This window comes from Streptomyces sp. NPDC001492, from assembly GCF_053597275.1.
In genome coordinates this window covers 82,914-100,275 of record NZ_JBSFHW010000002.1, presented here as the reverse complement: position 1 = coordinate 100,275, position 17,362 = coordinate 82,914, and the positions used below count along the sequence as shown (strand labels likewise).

The 17,362-nt window shown below is 72.5% G+C and carries 12 protein-coding genes and 1 pseudogene; 3 read left to right on the top strand and 10 right to left on the bottom strand.

What is annotated here, in order from left to right:
* Window positions 1-335 precede the first annotated feature (335 nt).
* Window positions 336-1,129 (top strand): annotated as a pseudogene (locus ACWC1K_RS02770) (hypothetical protein); the annotation flags it as partial.
* Here ACWC1K_RS02770 and ACWC1K_RS02765 read toward each other — a convergent pair.
* The 6 genes from ACWC1K_RS02765 to ACWC1K_RS02740 form a co-directional block, all read right to left on the bottom strand.
* Window positions 1,130-1,774, bottom strand: coding sequence for a cutinase family protein (locus ACWC1K_RS02765; protein ID WP_450828271.1), 645 nt, complete (start codon window positions 1,772-1,774; stop codon window positions 1,130-1,132).
* Window positions 1,775-1,925: 151 nt separating this feature from the next.
* A complete protein-coding gene (locus ACWC1K_RS02760) occupies window positions 1,926-3,155 on the bottom strand; it encodes a PucR family transcriptional regulator (RefSeq protein ID WP_450828269.1) in 1,230 nt (409 codons plus the stop codon).
* A gap of 122 nt (window positions 3,156-3,277) precedes the next feature.
* Window positions 3,278-4,222, bottom strand: coding sequence for an alpha/beta hydrolase (locus ACWC1K_RS02755; RefSeq protein WP_450828267.1), 945 nt, complete (start codon window positions 4,220-4,222; stop codon window positions 3,278-3,280).
* A gap of 21 nt (window positions 4,223-4,243) precedes the next feature.
* Window positions 4,244-8,215, bottom strand: coding sequence for a beta-ketoacyl synthase N-terminal-like domain-containing protein (locus tag ACWC1K_RS02750; protein ID WP_450828265.1), 3,972 nt, complete (start codon window positions 8,213-8,215; stop codon window positions 4,244-4,246).
* Between the two features lie 342 nt (window positions 8,216-8,557).
* A complete protein-coding gene (locus tag ACWC1K_RS02745) occupies window positions 8,558-10,297 on the bottom strand; it encodes a fatty acyl-AMP ligase (RefSeq protein ID WP_450828263.1) in 1,740 nt (579 codons plus the stop codon).
* Between the two features lie 74 nt (window positions 10,298-10,371).
* Entirely contained in the window at window positions 10,372-11,946 is a 1,575-nt protein-coding gene (locus ACWC1K_RS02740; RefSeq protein ID WP_450828699.1) for an acyl-CoA carboxylase subunit beta, read from the bottom strand.
* 452 nt (window positions 11,947-12,398) lie between these two features.
* Between ACWC1K_RS02740 and ACWC1K_RS02735 the strand changes: the two genes are divergently transcribed.
* Entirely contained in the window at window positions 12,399-12,614 is a 216-nt protein-coding gene (locus ACWC1K_RS02735) for a hypothetical protein (RefSeq protein WP_351464546.1), read from the top strand.
* Window positions 12,615-12,661: 47 nt separating this feature from the next.
* On the opposite strand, the gene ACWC1K_RS02730 is transcribed toward ACWC1K_RS02735, so the two are convergent.
* The 3 genes from ACWC1K_RS02730 to ACWC1K_RS02720 all read right to left on the bottom strand — a co-directional run bounded on the left by ACWC1K_RS02730 (window position 12,662) and on the right by ACWC1K_RS02720 (window position 16,196).
* Window positions 12,662-13,819, bottom strand: coding sequence for a DNA gyrase subunit B (locus tag ACWC1K_RS02730; RefSeq protein WP_450828261.1), 1,158 nt, complete (start codon window positions 13,817-13,819; stop codon window positions 12,662-12,664).
* 246 nt (window positions 13,820-14,065) lie between these two features.
* A complete protein-coding gene (locus ACWC1K_RS02725; protein ID WP_450828259.1) occupies window positions 14,066-14,926 on the bottom strand; it encodes an alpha/beta hydrolase in 861 nt (286 codons plus the stop codon).
* A 34-nt stretch (window positions 14,927-14,960) separates the two neighbouring features.
* A complete protein-coding gene (locus ACWC1K_RS02720; protein ID WP_450828257.1) occupies window positions 14,961-16,196 on the bottom strand; it encodes a GNAT family N-acetyltransferase in 1,236 nt (411 codons plus the stop codon).
* On the opposite strand from ACWC1K_RS02720, the gene ACWC1K_RS02715 reads away from it, so the two are divergent.
* Window positions 16,140-16,931 (top strand): malic enzyme-like NAD(P)-binding protein, encoded by a 792-nt coding sequence (locus ACWC1K_RS02715; protein WP_450828255.1) that lies wholly within the window; start codon window positions 16,140-16,142, stop codon window positions 16,929-16,931. The two genes, ACWC1K_RS02720 and ACWC1K_RS02715, sit on opposite strands and share 57 nt — an antisense overlap.
* On the opposite strand, the gene ACWC1K_RS02710 is transcribed toward ACWC1K_RS02715, so the two are convergent.
* A complete protein-coding gene (locus ACWC1K_RS02710) occupies window positions 16,886-17,320 on the bottom strand; it encodes a DUF2267 domain-containing protein (protein ID WP_450828253.1) in 435 nt (144 codons plus the stop codon). The two genes, ACWC1K_RS02715 and ACWC1K_RS02710, sit on opposite strands and share 46 nt — an antisense overlap.
* Window positions 17,321-17,362: the final 42 nt, after the last annotated feature.

Sequence of the window (17,362 nt, the reverse complement as noted above, 5' to 3'; positions counted from 1 at the left end):
GTTTCCTCCTGCGTCGCCCACCCTGCAAGACATTGGATGTATTAAGGGTGACCAGCAAGGTGGTTGTCCAGAGTCGGGAAGGAGTTTCCTTCTCTGTATGGCTAATTAGGGCTTGAGGGCTCGATGGGGCCGGGAGGATATACCGGAAGGAGGGGGCCAGTCATGGGATGACTAGATTGATTCGGTCGAGGTGCTGCTGTGGAGACCGATCGCGTCCGAACCGTTGACCGACATCCTGGCGGCCTCTACGTCCCCCGCCGTCCTACGGTCCGGCCATGGACACGAGCCGCAGCAGAGGAAGAACCGCGAAGGCTCTGCCCGGCACCGTGCCGGCGGTGCTGCTGACCTGTGGGGCGATCACCGTGACCGCCCCGGACGCCCGGGGGACAGTGTGCGGACCGAGACGCCCGTGACGACGGCGATCGCGGTCGCGGGAGTGAGCGAGTCGGTGGTGCGGGTGAAGGTCCCGCTGCCGGCGCCCGTCCGGCGGCCTGCGACTGGCTGTCGTATCTGTGGTACCGCTTCTGCGACGGACCGCGGGCGTCGGCCGACGCCGGATACAACCAGTGCGCCGGCTATTTCGCCCTCGACGCGACCGTCTCCACCACCCTCGGCGACCTGAGCGGCAGCGTGCCGGGCGACACCAACCTGCCCGACGTCGGCCTCGGTTACGGCGCCGTCCAGGCCGGCCTCGACGGCGGAGTGCTGCCCCGCTCGCCGTCCAAGCCCGTCCTGCTCAACCCCGAGACGATGACGCCGCTGGCCATCGCCGGCGTGGGTGCCGTACAGGATCCGGCAGGCGAGGCCTCCGCTCTGCACATGGCGCAATGACGACCGTGTCGGCGCCGCCGACGACCCGGGCCACCGGTCCGCCGACGGCACGCCCTTCACCCGCGCGGGCAAGGAGGTCACCGGCCTAGGGGAGTTGGCCCGCTGCCTGGGACAGCAGCCCCTGGGGCTCACCGCCAACCCGACGCTCACCGTGCTCGCGGGCGACGGACTGCTGGCGGGCCGCATCCCGGCCGGCCTGCACCCGGTGGTCGCCGACGGCTACCAGCACCTCGACGTGCTCACATACGAGTTGGACCCGGCAGGAGCTCCCGGGCCCGACTCCTATGCGGTCGTCGACTCAGACCTTGGTCGCGGCGAACGCAGCCGCCGCATCGGCGTCCGAGGTGTAGCCGAGGTGTGCGAGGACGTCGGTGCCGCCGTTCTCGCAGATGGGGTCGCCCTTGGCGCAGAAGTCGATGGTGCGGCTCTGGTAGGTGCCGGTGACACTCTTGCCGAGGGCCCGGATCGGGTTGCCGAACAGCAGCACCGCGGCGACCCGCGGTTCGAGTGCGGCGGGGATGGTGGCCACGATGGGGCTGCCGACCACCGCGCCGGCGCTGCTGATGCCGATGGAGTTGTCGACGACGTTCGCGCCCTGCGAATAGCCGACGAGAACGAAACGCTGATGAGGGCAGGCCGCCGCCTGGCTGTTGACGTGATTCACCAGGTCGGCATTTCCCTGAGCGGCCGAGGTGGGGGAAAGGTCCGCCGGATAATTCACCTTGTAGCTGGTGAGGTTCTTCCCTGTCAGTTTCTTCTGCAGGGCGGAATACACCGGGTCGCCGACTATCGCGCCCAGGTTGCCCGGCTCGAAGGTGCCGCGAGCCGCGACGACGTCGATGTCCGAACAGGTCGCGGCCGATGCGGCGGGCGCCGAGACGGTGGCCACTCCGGCCGCCCCGCCGACCAGCGAGAGCGCGGCGAGACACAAGCGAATACGCATGGGGATCCTTTGCGGGTCTGGCGCGTCGCGCGCCTGCGGAAAAGGATGTCCCGAAGGTATTCGCTTTTTCTGACCACCTGTCATGCACGGGAATTCAGAAGTTCTGCGGTTTCTTGAGCTGAGGTGAGTCGGCGGGTATTGCCCGCACCGGCTACGCGGACGGCGTTTCCTGCTCCCGCAGTTCCTCGGCGCGCAGTGCCAGGATGAGGTCCAGACGGGTGCCGGGGTCGTGCAGGGCGTCCCCGAAGAGCTTCTCCAGCTGGCGCAGGCGGTAGCGGACCGTCTGCGGGTGGATGTGCAGACGGGCGGCGACGTCGGGCACGTTGCTGCCGCTCAGCAGCCAGGCCAGCAGGGTCTCGGCGAGCCGCGGCCGCTGCCCCTCGGTGGCCGTGTCCAGCGGCGCGAGGACACGCGTCTCCAACTGGGTCAGCAGCGGCTCGTCCCCGTGCAGCAGCAGGGTCGAAAGGTGGTCCGCGCACCGCACCACGCCCTGCCGGGGCAGGATCCCGCGCCCCATCAGCCGCAGCGCCCGGGCGGCCCACCGCAGCGACTGCGCGGCCTCGGCGAGCGGCACCGTCGGGCCGACCGCGGCCGGCCGCCCGCGCAGCGCGAGAGTGAACGCGCGGCCGCCGAAGCGGCCCGAACCGTCCGGGTCGGGCAGCAGCATCCGCGGCGGCCGGGACCCCATGTCCACCAGTGCCCCCACGCCCGCCGGCGGCCGCTCCTCCTCAGACTGGTCCGCCGGGGCCGCGAGCGCGACGACCGCGACCTGCCGGGGCACCGACCAGCGGGCGGCGTGCGCGAGATCCTGCACGGCCTCCCATGACACCGGCCCCTCGCCAAGCAGCAGTTCGAGCAGCCGCCTGCGCCGCCGCTCCAGCTCGTCCGTGCTGCGCAGCCGGCCCTCCGCATAACCGGCCGCGGCCGCCTCGGCCACCTCGTGCACGGTCCGGAACGCCAGCTCGCCCAGCGCCGCCACCACCGCCGAATCCAGCCCCAGTTCCTCCGCCGTACGGCCCATCAGCCGCCAGGCATGCATGCCCCCGATCCGCAGCGCGGACTGCAGGGCGTCCAGGCTGCGGTCCTCCAGGGCCACGCCGCGCCCGAGTTCGTAGTACGTCGAGGCGATCGCGTCACTGCGGCCGCGCGGGTCGGCGATGTGGTCGACGAACAGGGTCAGCGCCTGCACCACCCCGGCCCGCAGGTTCCTGGCGTACATGCCGTCCGCGGGGCCCGCGTACTCGGGAACCTGTCTGCGCACCTCGTCCTCGACGTGGTCGGCGACCGCCTCCAGCCGGGCTCGCAGCGGGCCGGCGAGATCGGACGGCACCGAGGGGAACGCCGGAGCGGCCGGCTCGCCGCGCGGGGTGGGGACGGCCATCGCGGACGCTCCTTTCCACCGGAACCGGCTCACCCGCGGAGTGTTTCCCGTGGGACGAGGGACAAGTCCCGTGTTGGACGGGCGTCCCCTGCGCTCCGTTCCGTGCCCCGACGGCACCGACATCACTCCGGCAGCCCGAGGGCACCGGCGAGCATCGGCCACGACGCGGTGAACTCCGGTTTCCAGTACGCCCAGCTGTGTCCTCCTCCTGCGTAGAAGTGCGTGGTGACCGCGATGCCCAGGCGGGCGAGGGCGTCGGTGAAGCTGTGGGCGGAGGGCCACAGGACGCTCTCCAGGGCCTCGGGGAGCCAGTCGCCGGTCCCTCCGACGATTCCGCTGCCGTTGGAGACGTACAGGGGTGTGCCGCGCAAGCCCGTGGCGCGGGCCCGCGGGTTGAAGTCGCGCCAGGTCAGAAGGTTCAGGACCGGGTTGCCCCACAGGGACAGCGGCGCCAGGTTCTCACGGGCCACGATGGCGTCGACGAGGGTGGGCACGCCCGGCGCGGTGGTGTCGAGGATGCCGCTGTAGGAGGCCGCGGCGGTGAACGCGCCCGGATGACGGGCCGTGTGCGCCATGGCGCCGTAGCCGCCGGTGGAGACCCCGGCGACCGCCCGCACCCCCGAGGCCCGGTAGTCGCGCCTCAGCATCGCCGGGACCTCGGTGAGCTGGAACGTCTCGTAGTCGGGGCCGCTGAGCCAGTGGGTGGGAATGCCGGTGGGGCCGCCGTCGGGCATCGCCACGATCAGATCCCGGCCCTCGGTGAAGGCCTCGATGTCGGTCTCCCGGGTCCAGGACGTGTAGTCGTCGTGGGCGCCGTGCAGCAGATACAGCACGGGGTAGGTCCGGCCGGGCTGTGTGTCGAAGCCGGACGGCAGGATCAGCCGTACCGGGGCGCTGCGACCCAGGGCCGCGGAGGCCACGGACACGTCGAAGGTACGCGGCCCCAGCTGGGTCGCGGCCCGCGCGGTGCCGGCGGCGGCACCGAACAGGGCGGCCAGACCGGCGCTCGCCGCGGCCTTGGTGACGGTGCGCCGGGACACTCCGGTGGTGCGGTGGCGGTGGGGCATGGCGGCTCCTCGGATCCGGGTTCAGCGGGTCTGCTCGGCGAGCTCCCGCCGCAGCTGGGCGGCGATCTCGTCGACGTGCGGCGGGTCGAGGAGTGACAGATGGTGGCCGCCGACCCGTACGACCGACAGACGCGGGCACACCTCGTCCCAGCCGAGCGCCTCGTCGTCCCGCTCATAGGCCGGGTCGCGCACGGTGTGCGGAGCGCGCTCGGTGGCCCGGTACAGGACGACGTGCCCGTCGTAGTGTCCCGGCCGGTGGGCCTCGCCGGTCCTCAGGTCCAGGTAGGAGGAGCGCTGGTGCTCCAGGACGGCGGCGGGCACCTCGGCGGCCGCGCGCAGGGCCCGCAGCACGGCGTCGATGCGCGCGCCGTCGTCGTCCGTCGCCACCAGTTCGTCGTACGGCAGCTCCAGCCGGACCCCGTAGGTGTCGGCCACGTGCCGGGCGAAGCCCGTGAAGTGGGTGCGGATCCGGCCCTCGGGCGTCTGCCCGGGCAGGGGCAGCGGCCGTACGGAGTCGATGAGCACGACCAGCTCCACGTCACGCCCGGCGGCGGTGAGCTGCCGTGCGGTCGCCTGCGCGACGAATCCACCGAAGGACCAACCACCCAGGAGGCAGGGCCCGTTGGGGTGGGCGGCGGCGATGGCTTCGGCGTAGCGGCTCGCCTTCTCGCTCACCGTAGTGGCCTCTTCGACCCGCTCCAGCCCGTACACCGGCCGGTCGTCTCCGAGCCGCTCCGCCAGCGCACGGTAGACGTCGGTGGTGCCGCCGGCGGCGTGGACGAGGAACAGCGGCGGACGGGAGCCGCCGGCCCGCAGAGTACGCAGCGGCGAGCCGTCCCCGGCCGGGAGCGCCTGGCGGATGCGCTCGGCGAGTTGCTCGACCGTCGGGGTGCCGAGCAGATCGCGCAGCTGCAGTTCGATGCCGAACTCGCGCTCCAGGGCGGTGCGGATACGGACGGCCATCAGGGAGTCGAGGCCGAGGTCGGCCAGGGCGGTGGCGGCGGTGACACGGCCCGGCGCATGCCCTGTGACGGCGGCGATGTGCCGGCACAGCCGGGCGGTGACGGAGGTGTTTTGCGGCGCGGCGGCCTGCTCCTCCGGCACGGCGGCGGGGGTGGCCGTCGCCGGCCGCCCGTCCGTCCACCAGTGCCGCACATGCCGCCAGCGCGGCGCGGGGAGATCGATGACACGGCCGGACGGCAGCGGCAGGCGCAGCCCCGCCGCGTACAGGGTGCCCAACTGGCCCAGGAACGCGGCCGAGTCATCGGCCTCGCGGTGCAGCGTGCCGAGGGCGAGTGCGCCGGGTGCCGTGTCGGTGACGGGCCGGGTCAGCACCGGGTGCGGCGAGATCTCCACGAAGGCGGTATGACCGTCGGCCGCGGCAGCCGCGACGGCTCGGTCCAGACGAACGGGGCGCCGAAGATTCGCGGCCCAGTGCCCGGCGTCGAAGGTGGAGTCGCCGCGGGGATCGTCGAGGACGGTGGAGTAGACGGGAATGCGCGGCCGTCTGTTCTCGATACCGGACAGCGAGTCGATCAACTCCGATAACAGGCCGTCGACTTGGGGTGAGTGCCCCGCACCGACCACCCGCATGGCCCGGGCGGCCCGCCCTTCCTCCTCCAGCCGCCGCACGAGCCGCGCCACCGCAGCCTCCTCGCCGGTGACCACCTTCTGGCCGGGGGAGGAGTGGACGGCGACATGGACGCCGGTGAAGTCCCTTTGCAGGGCGTCGAGTTCACCGTCGTCGACGTCGACCACCGCCATCGCGCCGCCCCGCAGCCGAGCGAGCAGCCGGGCCCGTACGGCGACGACCCGCGCCGCGTCGGGTACGTCCAGGGCGCCCGCGCACACCGCGGCGGCGACCTCGCCCAGGGAGTGGCCGATCACGGCGGCGGGTTCCACGCCGTAGGAGCGCCACAACTCGGCGAGCGAGAGCTGGAGGCCGAACAGGATCGGCTGGGCGACCTCCAGCAACTCCAGGCCCTCGCCGGAGACCAGGTGGTCGTACAAGGACAGCCCGCACTCGGGGGCGAGCTGCGCGTCGATCTTCTCCACGGCGGAGACGAACGCGGGCTCCTCGGCCAGCAGCCGGCGTCCCATGCCGGCCCACTGGCTGCCGTACCCGGAGAACACCCACACCGGTCCCCGCCCGACGAGATCGTGATCCCCGGTCAGGGCCCGTGCGTGAGCACGTCCCTGTGCCAACGCGCCCAGTATGTCGGCGAGTTCACCGCGATCAGCGGCGACGACGGCAGCCCGCACCGGCCCCCGCCCGGCCCGCCCGGCGAGCGTGCGGGCGATGTCGGCCGGTCGCGCGGCACCTGCGGCGGGTGTGCGGAGCCAGGCCGCCAGCCGGGACGCGGTGTCCCGCAGACGCTCGGAGTCGACGTCGGAGAACAGATGAAGGCGCGCGGCGGGTTCCTCGTCGGGGGACGGTGAAAGGACGGCGGGCCGCCATTCCTCCAGCACCGCATGCGCGTTGGTGCCGCCGAAGCCGAACCCGGAGACCCCGGCGGTGGCCGTGCCACCGTAGCGCGGCCACGGCTCGGGCTCGGTCACCACCCGCAGCGGGGCGTCGCCCAGAGAGCTGCCCTGCGCGCAGTGCAGGGACGGCGGAAGAACGTCGTGGTGCAGCGCGAGCACCGTCTTGACCAGCCCGGCGATCCCCGCGGCCGACTCCAGATGACCCACGTTGCCCTTGACCGAGCCCAGCAGCAGCGGCTGGTCGGGGTCACGGCCCGCACCGAGGACAGCGCCGAGCGCGCCCGCCTCGATCGGGTCACCCAGCGGGGTGCCGGTGCCGTGCGCCTCGACGTAGTCGACTCCGGCCGGGTCGAGTCCGGCCCGTGCGTAGGAGGTCGCCAACAGGGCTTGCTGGCTCAGAGGGTTGGGCGCCAGGAGGCCGTTGGAGCGGCCGTCGGAGTTGACGGCCGTGGCGCGGATGACGGCGAGCACGCGGTCGCCGTCGCGTTCGGCGTCGGACAGCCGCTTCAACAGCACGGCCGCGCAGCCCTCGCCGCGTCCGATGCCGTCGGCCGCCGCCGAGAACGGCTTGCACCGCCCGTCCGGCGCCAGCGCTCCGGCCCGCCCGAACGCGATGCCGATGGTGGGGGAGAGCAGCACGTTGACCCCCGCGGCGATCGCCCTACGGCTCTCGCCCGTGCGCAGGCTGACGCAGGCGTGGTGCACGGCCACCAGCGAGGAGGAACACGCGGTGTCGACGGCCATGCTCGGCCCGCGGGTGTCCAGCACATACGCCACCCGGCCCGCCGTCACGCTGAGCGCCGCACCGGCCGGGGCCCACGGGTCGACGGCGTTCGCGTCGGCACCGGTGAGCCGGCCGTACTCGGGGGCCGAGACACCGACGAAGACACCGGTGTCGCTGCCGGCGAGCGAAGCGGCCGGGACGGCGGCGTGATCGAGCGTCTCGTGGACGACCTCCAGGAGGATCCGCTGCTGGGGATCCATCACGGCGGCCTCGCGCGGGGTGATCCGGAAGAAGTCGGCGTCGAAGCCCGCGATGTCGTCGAGGTAGCCGCCGTACGAGGGCGCGTCGGCGGGCGGGAAGCGGGTGAAGTCCCGCCACCGGTCCTCGGGCACCCGCCGGATCGCGTCGACACCCTCGCTCAGCAGCCGCCAGTAGTCGCCCGGCCCGTGCACACCCCCGGGCAGTCGGCAGCCGACCCCGATGACGGCGACGGGCTCGCCGAAGTCGCCGTGGACGGGGGCCGGTTGGGCCGCGCCCTCCACCTCGGCGGCGCACAGACGGGCCACCAGCGCCGCACCGGTCGTCGCCTCCCACAGCAGCGTCGCCGGCAGCTCCCGCCCCACCAGCCGGGACAGCTCCCCGGCAAGGACCACCGCATCCCGCGAGGCCATACCGAGGTCGGCCAGCGGCCGGTCCATCGGGACAGCCTCGGGGACGGCCCCGGTCCACAGGGCCACCCTTTCCGCGATGAGTCGCCGCATCGCGCCTTCGTCGGCAGCTCTCATCGCGCACGCTCCACGGTGCAGGTGTCGTCGAGATATCGCTGACAGGCCGGCGGCTGCGAGATCCTGTCCCTGGGGGTGCGGGACGTGGTGGGGCCGGTTTTCGGGGCGGGCCTGTTCCAAGGGGCCACCTGTTCGGCGATGAGTTGGCCTGTCGCGCCTTCGTCCGTGGCTCTCATCGCTCACGCTCCGTGCGGGGGGTGTCCTCCGGGTACCGCTGATGGGCCGGCGCGGACGGGACCTTGTCGCTGGAGGGGTAAGGCGTGTCGGTTTTCGGGGCGGGCCTGTTCCAGGCGGCCGCGCGTTCCGCGATGAATCGGCACGTCGCGCCTCCGTGGGCTGCTGTCATCGCGCACGCTCCGCCGCGTACGCACCCTCCAGGTACCGCTGACGGGTCAGTGCCCGCGACACCTTGCCGCTGGACGTGCGGGGCACCATGCCCGGCGCGACGAGGATCACCTCGGCCAGGCGCAGTCCGTGCCGGTCCGAGACAGCTGCGCGTACGGCGCGTGTGAGGGCCGGTACGTCGATGTCGGCGAGGCTCGTGGCCCGCACATGCTCGGCCACGACGACCACCCGCTCACCCGCGCCGCCCGGCACGCCGAAGGCGGCCAGCCGGTCCCGGCGCACCGCCGGATGCGCGTCCTGGGCCGTGGCCTCCACGTCCTGCGGATAGTGGTTGCGGCCGTCGACGACGATGAGGTCCTTGAGCCGGCCGGTGACGATCAACTGCCCGTCCAGCACCGTGCCCAGGTCGCCCGTGCGCAGCCAGCCACCGGGCCCGGCGGCCGACTCGGCGCCGAAGACGCGCCGGGTCTGCCGCTCCTGGTTCCAGTAGCCGCGGCCGACGTTGGGTCCCTGCACCCAGATCTCCCCGACCTCCCCCTCGGACATCACGGCCCGGGAGAGGGGATCGACGACGCGGACCTGCTGGCCTGCCGGACTGCCGCAGCCCGCAAGCAGTACCGCTCGGGGGTCCTCGGGCCGCGCGGGCAGGGCTTTCCCGGAGGCGAGGGCGTCACGGTCGAGGGCGAACCGGCACAGCGGCCGGCCGGGCTGCGCCGCGCTGACGAAGACCGTCGCCTCGGCCAGACCGTACGACGGGCAGTGGACGTCCGGCGGCAGCCCCTGCGCGGCGAAGGCCGCGTGGAAGCGGTCGACCGTGCCCGGGCGGACCGGCTCGCTCCCGTTGATCAGGGCGGCGATCCCGTCCAGCCGCAGATCCGCCTTCTGTACGTCGGTGACGGCGGAGACGCAGTAGTCGTAGGCAAAGTTGGGCGCGGCGCTCAGCGCACACGGATGCGCGGTGAGCAGCCGCAGCCAGCGCGCGGGCTCGTGCAGGAACGCGACCGGCTCCATCAGCACCGACAGCAGTCCGCGCACCACCGGGGCGGCGACACTCAGGACCAGCCCCATGTCGTGGTACAGCGGCAGCCAGCCCACACAGGTCACCGGGTGGGCGTCCGCGCCGTAGGCGGTCAGCGCCTGACGGGCGTTGGCGACCACGTTGCCATGGGTGATCTCCACACCCGCCGGGGTACGGGTCGAGCCCGAGGTGTACTGCAGATAGGCGATCTCCGCCGCGTCCGGCACGACCGGCTGCCGGCCGTCGGCGGCGTCGTCGGGCACCTGGTCGGCGGCGACGATCCGCACAGGGGTGCCGTCGCAGAAGTCCCGCACCTCGACCAGGACGCGGCTCGTCGTCACGGCGACCGCCGGACGGGCGTCGGCGAACACCGCCGACAGCCGGTCGCCGTGCCCCGGCAGGCCGGGCGGATACAGCGGTACGGCGACCAGACCGGCGGCGAGCGCGGCCAGGAAGGCGGTGACGTACTCCGTGCCCTGCGGGCACAACAGCGCCACCCGCGCCCCCGGCTCGGCCTCCTCGGCGAGCCGGGCGGCCAGCGCCCGCACCCGCAGGTCGAGGCGCCGCCAGGTCAGGGTGCGGTGGACGCCTCGCGAGTCGGGGGCGGGATGGTCGACGAAGGTGAACGCCCGGCGGTCCGGGGTGGTGTCGGCCCAGTGCCGCACATACTCCGGCAGACTCCGGAAGGCGGGCGCGAGCGGGGGGCGGCGGCTGTCCATGGGGCATGGCTCCAAACGTCGCGGGGTACGGCCTGCGGGTCACAGCACTCGCAGGGGGCAGGTGAACTCGCCGGTCAGAGCGGGATGTTGCCGTGCCGGCGCTCCGGCATCGGGGCCCGCTTGCCGCGCAGCGCGCGCAGGGCGCGGCAGACATGGGCGCGGGTGTCGCGCGGGGCGATGACGTCGTCGACGTATCCGCGCTCGGCGGCGAGATAGGGCGTCCCGTGGGTGCTCTCGTACGCGGCGACCAGACGGGCCCGCAGCGCCTCCGGGTCGGCGGCGGCCGCGAGTTCCCGCCGGTGCAGCACGCCCACCGCGCCCTCGGCGCCCATCACGGCGATGCGGGCGGTGGGCCAGGCGAGGTTGACGTCGGCGCCCAGGTGCTTGGAGCCCATGACCGCATATCCGCCGCCGTACGCCTTGCGCACCACCACGGTGACCTTCGGGACCGTCGCCTCGGCGTACGCGTACAGCAGCTTCGCACCGCGCCGAATGATTCCCGCCTGTTCCTGGCGGACCCCGGAGAGATAGCCCGGCACGTCGGCGAAGGTCAGCAGTGGCACACCGAAGGCGTCGCAGAACCGTACGAAACGCGCCGCCTTCTCGGAGGCGTCGATGTCGAGGACCCCGGCGGCATGCAGCGGCTGATTGGCCACGACCCCGACGGACCGGCCCTCGATCCGGGCCAGCGCACAGATGACGTTGGGCGCGAACAGCTCCTGCACCTCGAGGAGTTCACCGTCGTCGACGACCGCACGCAGGATGTCGCGCATGTCGTACACCTGCCCCAGCCGATCCGGAACCACCTCGTCCAGCCGGGCCCCGCCGGGAACCTGCCCCGGCGCGTACTCCGGGGGCCGCTCCAGGTTGTTGGCAGGCAGATACGACAGCAGATCCCGCACGGTGTCGAAGGCGTCCTGCTCGTCGGCGGCGAGGAAGTGCGCGTTGCCGTTGACCGTGTTGCTGGTGCGGGCGCCGCCCAGGTCCTCGGCGCTGGTGCGCTCGCCGGTGACCGCCTCGATGACGTCGGGGCCGGTGACGAACATGTGCGAGGCGCCGTCGACCATCACGGTGAAGTCGGTGATGGCGGGGGAGTAGGCGGCCCCGCCGGCGCACGGCCCGAGGACGACCGAGATCTGCGGGATCACCCCGGACGCCCGCACGTTGCGGCGCACCAGCTCGGCGTAGAGGGCGAGCGAGGCGACGCCCTCCTGGATGCGGGCGCCGCCGCCGTCGTTGAGCCCGACTACCGGGCAGCCGATCCTCAGGGCGAGATCCATCAGCGCCACGGTCTTCTCACCGAAGGCCTCACCCATGCTGCCGCCGAAGACCGTGGAGTCCTGCGCGAACACGCACACCGCACGGCCGTCGACCGTGCCGTGCCCGGTCACGACCCCGTCGCCGTACGGACGCCGGGCGCCGTCCCCGGCGGGCCGCGCCCGTACGAACAGGCCGGTCTCGGTGAAGGAACCCGCGTCCAGCAGCCGTTCGGTCCGCTCCCGGGCACCGAACTCCCCACGCCGCCCCGGCCCACCCGAGGACACGGCCTGAACCCGACGGCCCTCCAGCTCGGCGATGCGCCCGGCGGTACGGTCGGGAAGGCGCGTCGCCGTCTCCCCGGCACAGGATGTTGTCGCCTCTCGCGTCACAGCCACCTCCGAAGTGGCTTTCGAATATGGCAGCCACGCAGGGCCGGAAGGGGGGAATCACTGTTCTATTTGCGGGAGATGAGTCCCGCGGTGCCGGTGTTGCTCCCCGCGTGACAAGCCGACGGCGAAACCGGGTGGCGGCACGGTGGGGAGGACGAACTCCAGGCGCCTACGGCGGAGCCTCCCGCCCCGATCAGACGAGCGGCGTCCAGCAGGGTCGTGCGGGCGGCGGTCGAGTCGTACGGGTGGCCCGCGGCCATCACGCGTCGCGAACGGCGATCCGCGAAAGCCGCGCTCGCGGGGCGGGCGCCCGGCAGCCGGCGGCTCGGCCACCTGCCGGTGCTAGGCGTCCTCGGCCACCGGACAGGAGCCCCCACCAGGCGGCAGCTGCCCCACGAGCGCCACGACCGCCCCACATGCGCACAGCCGTCACACAGCGCACCCTGGTTCCTATGGCCGACGCACAGCCCATCGTGATCTACCCGCCCGCCGAGGACGGCGGCCGGCGGGTTCGGGTGGGCGACCACTTCCGCGGGATGGCCTACGGGCTGCTGGACATCGTCGAGTTCCTGCGGCTCGCGGGTCTGGAGGACGCCGACGAGGCCTGGGTGCGGGAATCCGGGCTGGTCGAGTGGCGGGGCGGCGGCCCGGACGCGTGGCAGCACTGAGCGCCGCATGGCGCAAGCTGAGCTTCACGCCGGTCACCTGGAGGTGTTCAGTTCTGTTGGACGCCCCGGACGAAGCGGTCGACGAGCTCCTTGGCCCGCTCCGGGTGATCCTCCAACCAGGCCCCCAGACGTTCCTGGACGGCCTCGCCTACGCAGGCGCGTACCTCGGAGTTGCCCAGCAGTCCGTGCGTGGCGCCGAGGAGCTCGGGACGGTCCAGCTTCACCGACACGATCGCCGTCAGGCCTTCGCCGATCAGGTCGGCAAGGGGACCGGGATCCGCTGCCGTCAGCAGACCCCTCTTCCGGGCGTACTCCGTGACCGCGGCCGCCACTCCGTCGCGGAAGCCGTCCACGTGGGTGCCGCCCTCGGGAGTGGGCCGGCTGTTGGCGAAGCTGCGCACCCGCCCCTGTCGGGTGCCGCTCCACTGGAGGGCCACCTCCATCGTCCCCGCCATCCGCGGGTCCTCCCGCTCGAAGCCGATCACGTTCGGATGGAGGTTCGCCCCGGCCTCCGCGTCGAGGGTGGCCACGTAGTCCCGTACCCCTTCCGGGAACCGAAACCGCACGGTCCGGGCCCCTCCCGCCGGGCGTTCGTCCGTCAGTGAGATCTCCAGTCCCCGGTTGAGGAAAGCCACTTGCCGGAAGCGCTCTGCGAGCACGGCGAACGAGCATCTCGTCGTCTCGAAGATCTCGGTGTCGGGCCAGAACGCGATGGTCGTCCCACTGCCGTTCGCGGCTCCCACGACTGAGGGCGGGGCGAGCGCGACGCCGCGTGCGTACTCCTGGACCCGGCGGACCCCCTCGCGACGCACCTCGGCCGTCAGCCGGCTCGACAGGGCGTTGACGGCCAAGAGCCCCACAACGAAGTGGCCGACGACCACGAGGCGCCGACCGCCGGGTCCGGCCCCGGTCTGCAGGCTGGTCAGCTGGGCTTCGAGGCCCGGTCCACCGGTGTCCCCGCTGGCCGGGGTCTCGAAAGGAACCCCTGGCCCGTCGTCAGCAACCCGCACGCCGCCGTCGGACGTGAGTGTCACCTCGACGGAACAGGCACCCGCGGCCAGAACCTCGCTCACCGCCCGGCCGACGCCCTCGTACACCATTTGATGCAGTCCGCGTTCCCCAAGCGAGCCGACCCACATCCCCGGCCGCCTGCGGACGGCTTCCCACCCCTCCAACACCTCGATCCGAGCAGCGTCGTACCCCATGCCTTCCCCACTCACGAAGCCCCCTCACATGGCGTCCGGCAGATCGCCCCAGCCTAAGCGAAATTCAGGAAAACACCAGGTCAGAGCCCTGTTGCCGAAGTCCTGGACGGGCAACTGAGAGCCTGTCGAGGAATGATTGGCCCACGGAGTCGCACACTGCGGCCGAGCGCGCCAAGGGGCCCGCCGGGGCCGTGTATGCCCCCGTTTCGGGCGCCCCTGAGGCCGCCAATTCCCATACGCGGCAGGTCACGTTCGGTGGTGGCGATCGTCCGACCGCCACAACCAGCGCAAGGCATCAGGGAGCAGCACTCCGCCGTGGTTGGGGCTGTGGCCGCCGTCGCCCAGGACGAGGCGGAAGTCGTAGCCGGCTTCCGCGAGCGCGGCCGCGACCCGCAGGTTGTTGGCGAGCCAGTTCGCCTCGGGTTCGTTCCAGCGCAGGTCACGATGGCCCGCTTGCATGAAGATCCGCAGTGGCTTGCGGGGGACGCGGGGGATGAGTTCGGGGTACGGGTTGCCGCCCGGCATCTGTGTGAAGCTGGACAAGTACCCGATCACCCGGCGGAACTTGTCCGGGCGCAGCCAGGCTGCGGTGAAGGCGCAGTTGCCGCCGCTGCTGCCACCACAGATGCCCCACCGGTCGGGGTCCTCGGCGATCGAATAGCGCTTTGTGACCTCTGGGATGATCTCTGTCAGGAGGAAGCTGACGTACCGGTCGTCGTAGGCGTCGTACTCGGTATTGCGGTTCTTCGGATGCTCAGCACCTGGGAAGACGCCCGGGTCGACGAACACGGCGATCGTGACCGGGATGTCCTGGCGGTGCACGAGATTGTCCAGAACGATCGCCCCGCGGATCTCCCCTTCAGGGTCCAGGTACCACCACCCGTCCTGGAACACCATCAGCGACGCCGGCTCCGAGGGGTCGTACCGGGCGGGCACATGAACCCAGAACTTCCGTGCCGTTCCCGGGTAGATCGCGCTGTCGCTCCAGTCGAACCCGATCGTCTCGCCGGCCGGTACGCCTGACTGCACGGCGGAGTCGGGCCCATGCGCATAGCGCACGGCCGACTGGTCCATCGGAAGCGGCTCGTAGGGCACCTCGATCGTCATGCGACCCACCTGGGAAGTGACTTCGGAACTGCGGTCAGAACCAGTGCAGGCAGTGCGGGGAGCGCTCGGCGCGGAAGAGGGCGTCGGCAAGGGCGGCCGCGCCCGGGCGGTGGGCCCGGACGTGCCCGGCACGCACCAGCGTGCTCGGGGCCGTACCGCCGAGGTAGATCGAGCCGAGGTCGCTCACGTCCAGGGACAGGTCGGGCTCCCGGTCCGTCGGGACGCACTCGGCCTTGCTGTCCCGCACCGTCAGCAGGTAGCGGCCGTGCTCGCCCAGGAACGGGTCGTCGACGTCGAGGACGAGTTCGCCGTCCATGAACCATCCGCGCGTGGTCAGCGCACGCGGGACGTCCAGCAGCCGTACCCAGAGCCAGTCCGTGTCACCGCTCATCTCGCCGGCGCGGAAGTCCGCGAGCTGCCAGCGCAGCGGACTGTCGGGCGGGATGTGCTTGAACACCACCTGACGGACCAGGTCGTGTCCGAGTACGAACCGGGCCAGGGCCGTGAAGACGGCGTCGTCGGTGGCGATGGTCTCGTCGACCGTCAAAGCGTCGCCGTCGCCGACCGCGTAGCTGGCGTACCCGTCCGGGACACCGTGGGCGTCACGGTGGACGGCCACATGACGCGACGTCGGAGCTATGGGAGGCTGCCCCGCACCCGAGGTCCACCAGCGGCGCGGCCTGGACAGCGCACCGGGCTGCGCGCGGCGGTAGCGGTCGTAGACCTCTTCCAGGATCTCTCCGCACTCGGCACGTCGCAGCAGCTCGACCGAGCCGGTGTCCCCACCGGTCGCCGGGGCCTCGGCCGTTCCGTGCGCCCGGGGGAGGGCGAGGGCGGCCCGGTGGCGCGGCACCGTCAGCCGCTGTGTGTAGGTCGCCGGCCCGTAGCCGAACCTGCGGTAGATCACGGCCTCGGAGGCCAGCAGCACGGAGAGGAACTCCCCTCGGGCCCGCACTTCGGTGAGCTGGTGGCGCATCATCGCGGTGAGCACGCCCTGGCGCCGGTGCGAGGGCAGGACGCCGACGGCGGTCACCCCGGTGGCCGGGACGAGGGTCTCACCGGGCAGCGTGAGCTCGAAGGAGTACGCACCGGCGGTGCCGACGGGCCGCCCGTCCGCCGTCACGGCCATCAGGTTGCGGTCCATTTCGAGCGCCGCCCACCACACCCCGCCGCCGCCTTCGGCCGGGGTTTCCGGGAAGCGCCCGAACGCGGCATGCATGGTGTCGACGAAGACATCGATGTCCTGCTCGGTCGTGGAACGGATCTCCATTGCTGCCGCCGCCTCCCCGGGGTTCCGGCACCACGACCCGCGGTGCCCCGCCACAGTGCAGCGTCGAGGCGTGTCCAGGTCAAACGAATTACGGCCCGGCCCGCTCGCGTCCTGAGGTGGACCGACGGCAAAGCCCTCGTCGTGGCCGGCGTCGCGTTCGCTCCGGTGGAGCTGGACGGCACCACGCACGTCATCGGCCAGGCCAACAACGCCCTGCTCTACCCGGGCCCAGGCCTCGGGGCCGTCGTGGCGCGTGCGTCCCGGATCACGGACGGCATGCTCCAGGCGGCCGCCGAGGCGGTGGCGGGCCTGGCCGACCTGTCCGGTCCGGGCGCCCCGCTGCTGCCGCGGGTGGAGAACCTGCGGGCCTCGTCGGCGAGGGTGGCGGTGTCGGTTGCCCGCCGCGCCGCCGAGGAGGGGGGGTGGCGCGCGCCCGGCTCGACGACGTCATCCAGCAGGTGCACGACGCCATGTGGCAGTCGGAGTACGCCTGACGGAGCCGCGGTCCGAACCGGGCGATGCCGCCGAGGAGTTCGGCGCCTGAGGGCGCCTGCGGGGAATGGCGTTCTGTCCGCGATCCTCGGCGCGGTCGGCAGGATGCCGGTGACCGGACGCCCTGCGCGGTTCTCGCAGCCCGCGCACGCGTCACGGTCACCGGCATGCGGGGGCGCCGGAGAGGCGCGGCCCGGCTATGCGGCCTGGGTGAGTTCGGCGCGGCCGAACAGCAGCGCGTAGCCGGAGGGCAGCTGGTGCAGGATGCGGGTGATGAGGTCGGACCCGGCGTAGGCCGCGACGGCGGAGAAGACGGATCCGGTGTCCCAGCGGGTGGTGGCGAGGGAAGCGCCGGTGCGGGCGGCGAGGTCCTTGACGAAGGCCCAGCCGGTCAGCGGCTGGGTGTCGGGGATCTGGGCGGTGAGGATGCGTGCGGCTTCGAGGGGCAGCCGGGCGGCGAGTTCGACGCGCTCGTCGCCGGTCAGTTGGCGTCCCAGCCCGGCGAGGACGAGGCGGACGGCCTGCTCGGCCTTCTCGCGGGTGGGATAGGCGCCGTCGTAGCGGACCTTTTCCAGCATCTGGTCGTACGCCCTTCCATAGGGCTGCTGGAACGGTGCGCTGTGGTCGGACATCACTGCGGTGGTTGCCTTTCTGCCAACGGGGTCATGGTGACC

What these genes read in the sequence shown, in the direction of transcription:
- ACWC1K_RS02765 (WP_450828271.1), bottom strand. Translation starts at nt 1,774, where the DNA reads ATGCGTATTCGCTTGTGTCTCGCCGCGCTCTCGCTGGTCGGCGGGGCG.
- ACWC1K_RS02760 (WP_450828269.1), bottom strand. Translation starts at nt 3,155, where the DNA reads ATGGCCGTCCCCACCCCGCGCGGCGAGCCGGCCGCTCCGGCGTTCCCC.
- ACWC1K_RS02755 (WP_450828267.1), bottom strand. Translation starts at nt 4,222, where the DNA reads ATGCCCCACCGCCACCGCACCACCGGAGTGTCCCGGCGCACCGTCACC.
- ACWC1K_RS02750 (WP_450828265.1), bottom strand. Translation starts at nt 8,215, where the DNA reads ATGAGAGCTGCCGACGAAGGCGCGATGCGGCGACTCATCGCGGAAAGG.
- ACWC1K_RS02745 (WP_450828263.1), bottom strand. Translation starts at nt 10,297, where the DNA reads ATGGACAGCCGCCGCCCCCCGCTCGCGCCCGCCTTCCGGAGTCTGCCG.
- ACWC1K_RS02735 (WP_351464546.1), top strand. Translation starts at nt 12,399, where the DNA reads ATGGCCGACGCACAGCCCATCGTGATCTACCCGCCCGCCGAGGACGGC.
- ACWC1K_RS02730 (WP_450828261.1), bottom strand. Translation starts at nt 13,819, where the DNA reads ATGGGGTACGACGCTGCTCGGATCGAGGTGTTGGAGGGGTGGGAAGCC.
- ACWC1K_RS02725 (WP_450828259.1), bottom strand. Translation starts at nt 14,926, where the DNA reads ATGACGATCGAGGTGCCCTACGAGCCGCTTCCGATGGACCAGTCGGCC.
- ACWC1K_RS02715 (WP_450828255.1), top strand. Translation starts at nt 16,140, where the DNA reads ATGCATGGTGTCGACGAAGACATCGATGTCCTGCTCGGTCGTGGAACG.
- ACWC1K_RS02720 (WP_450828257.1), bottom strand. Translation starts at nt 16,196, where the DNA reads ATGGAGATCCGTTCCACGACCGAGCAGGACATCGATGTCTTCGTCGAC.
- ACWC1K_RS02710 (WP_450828253.1), bottom strand. Translation starts at nt 17,320, where the DNA reads ATGTCCGACCACAGCGCACCGTTCCAGCAGCCCTATGGAAGGGCGTAC.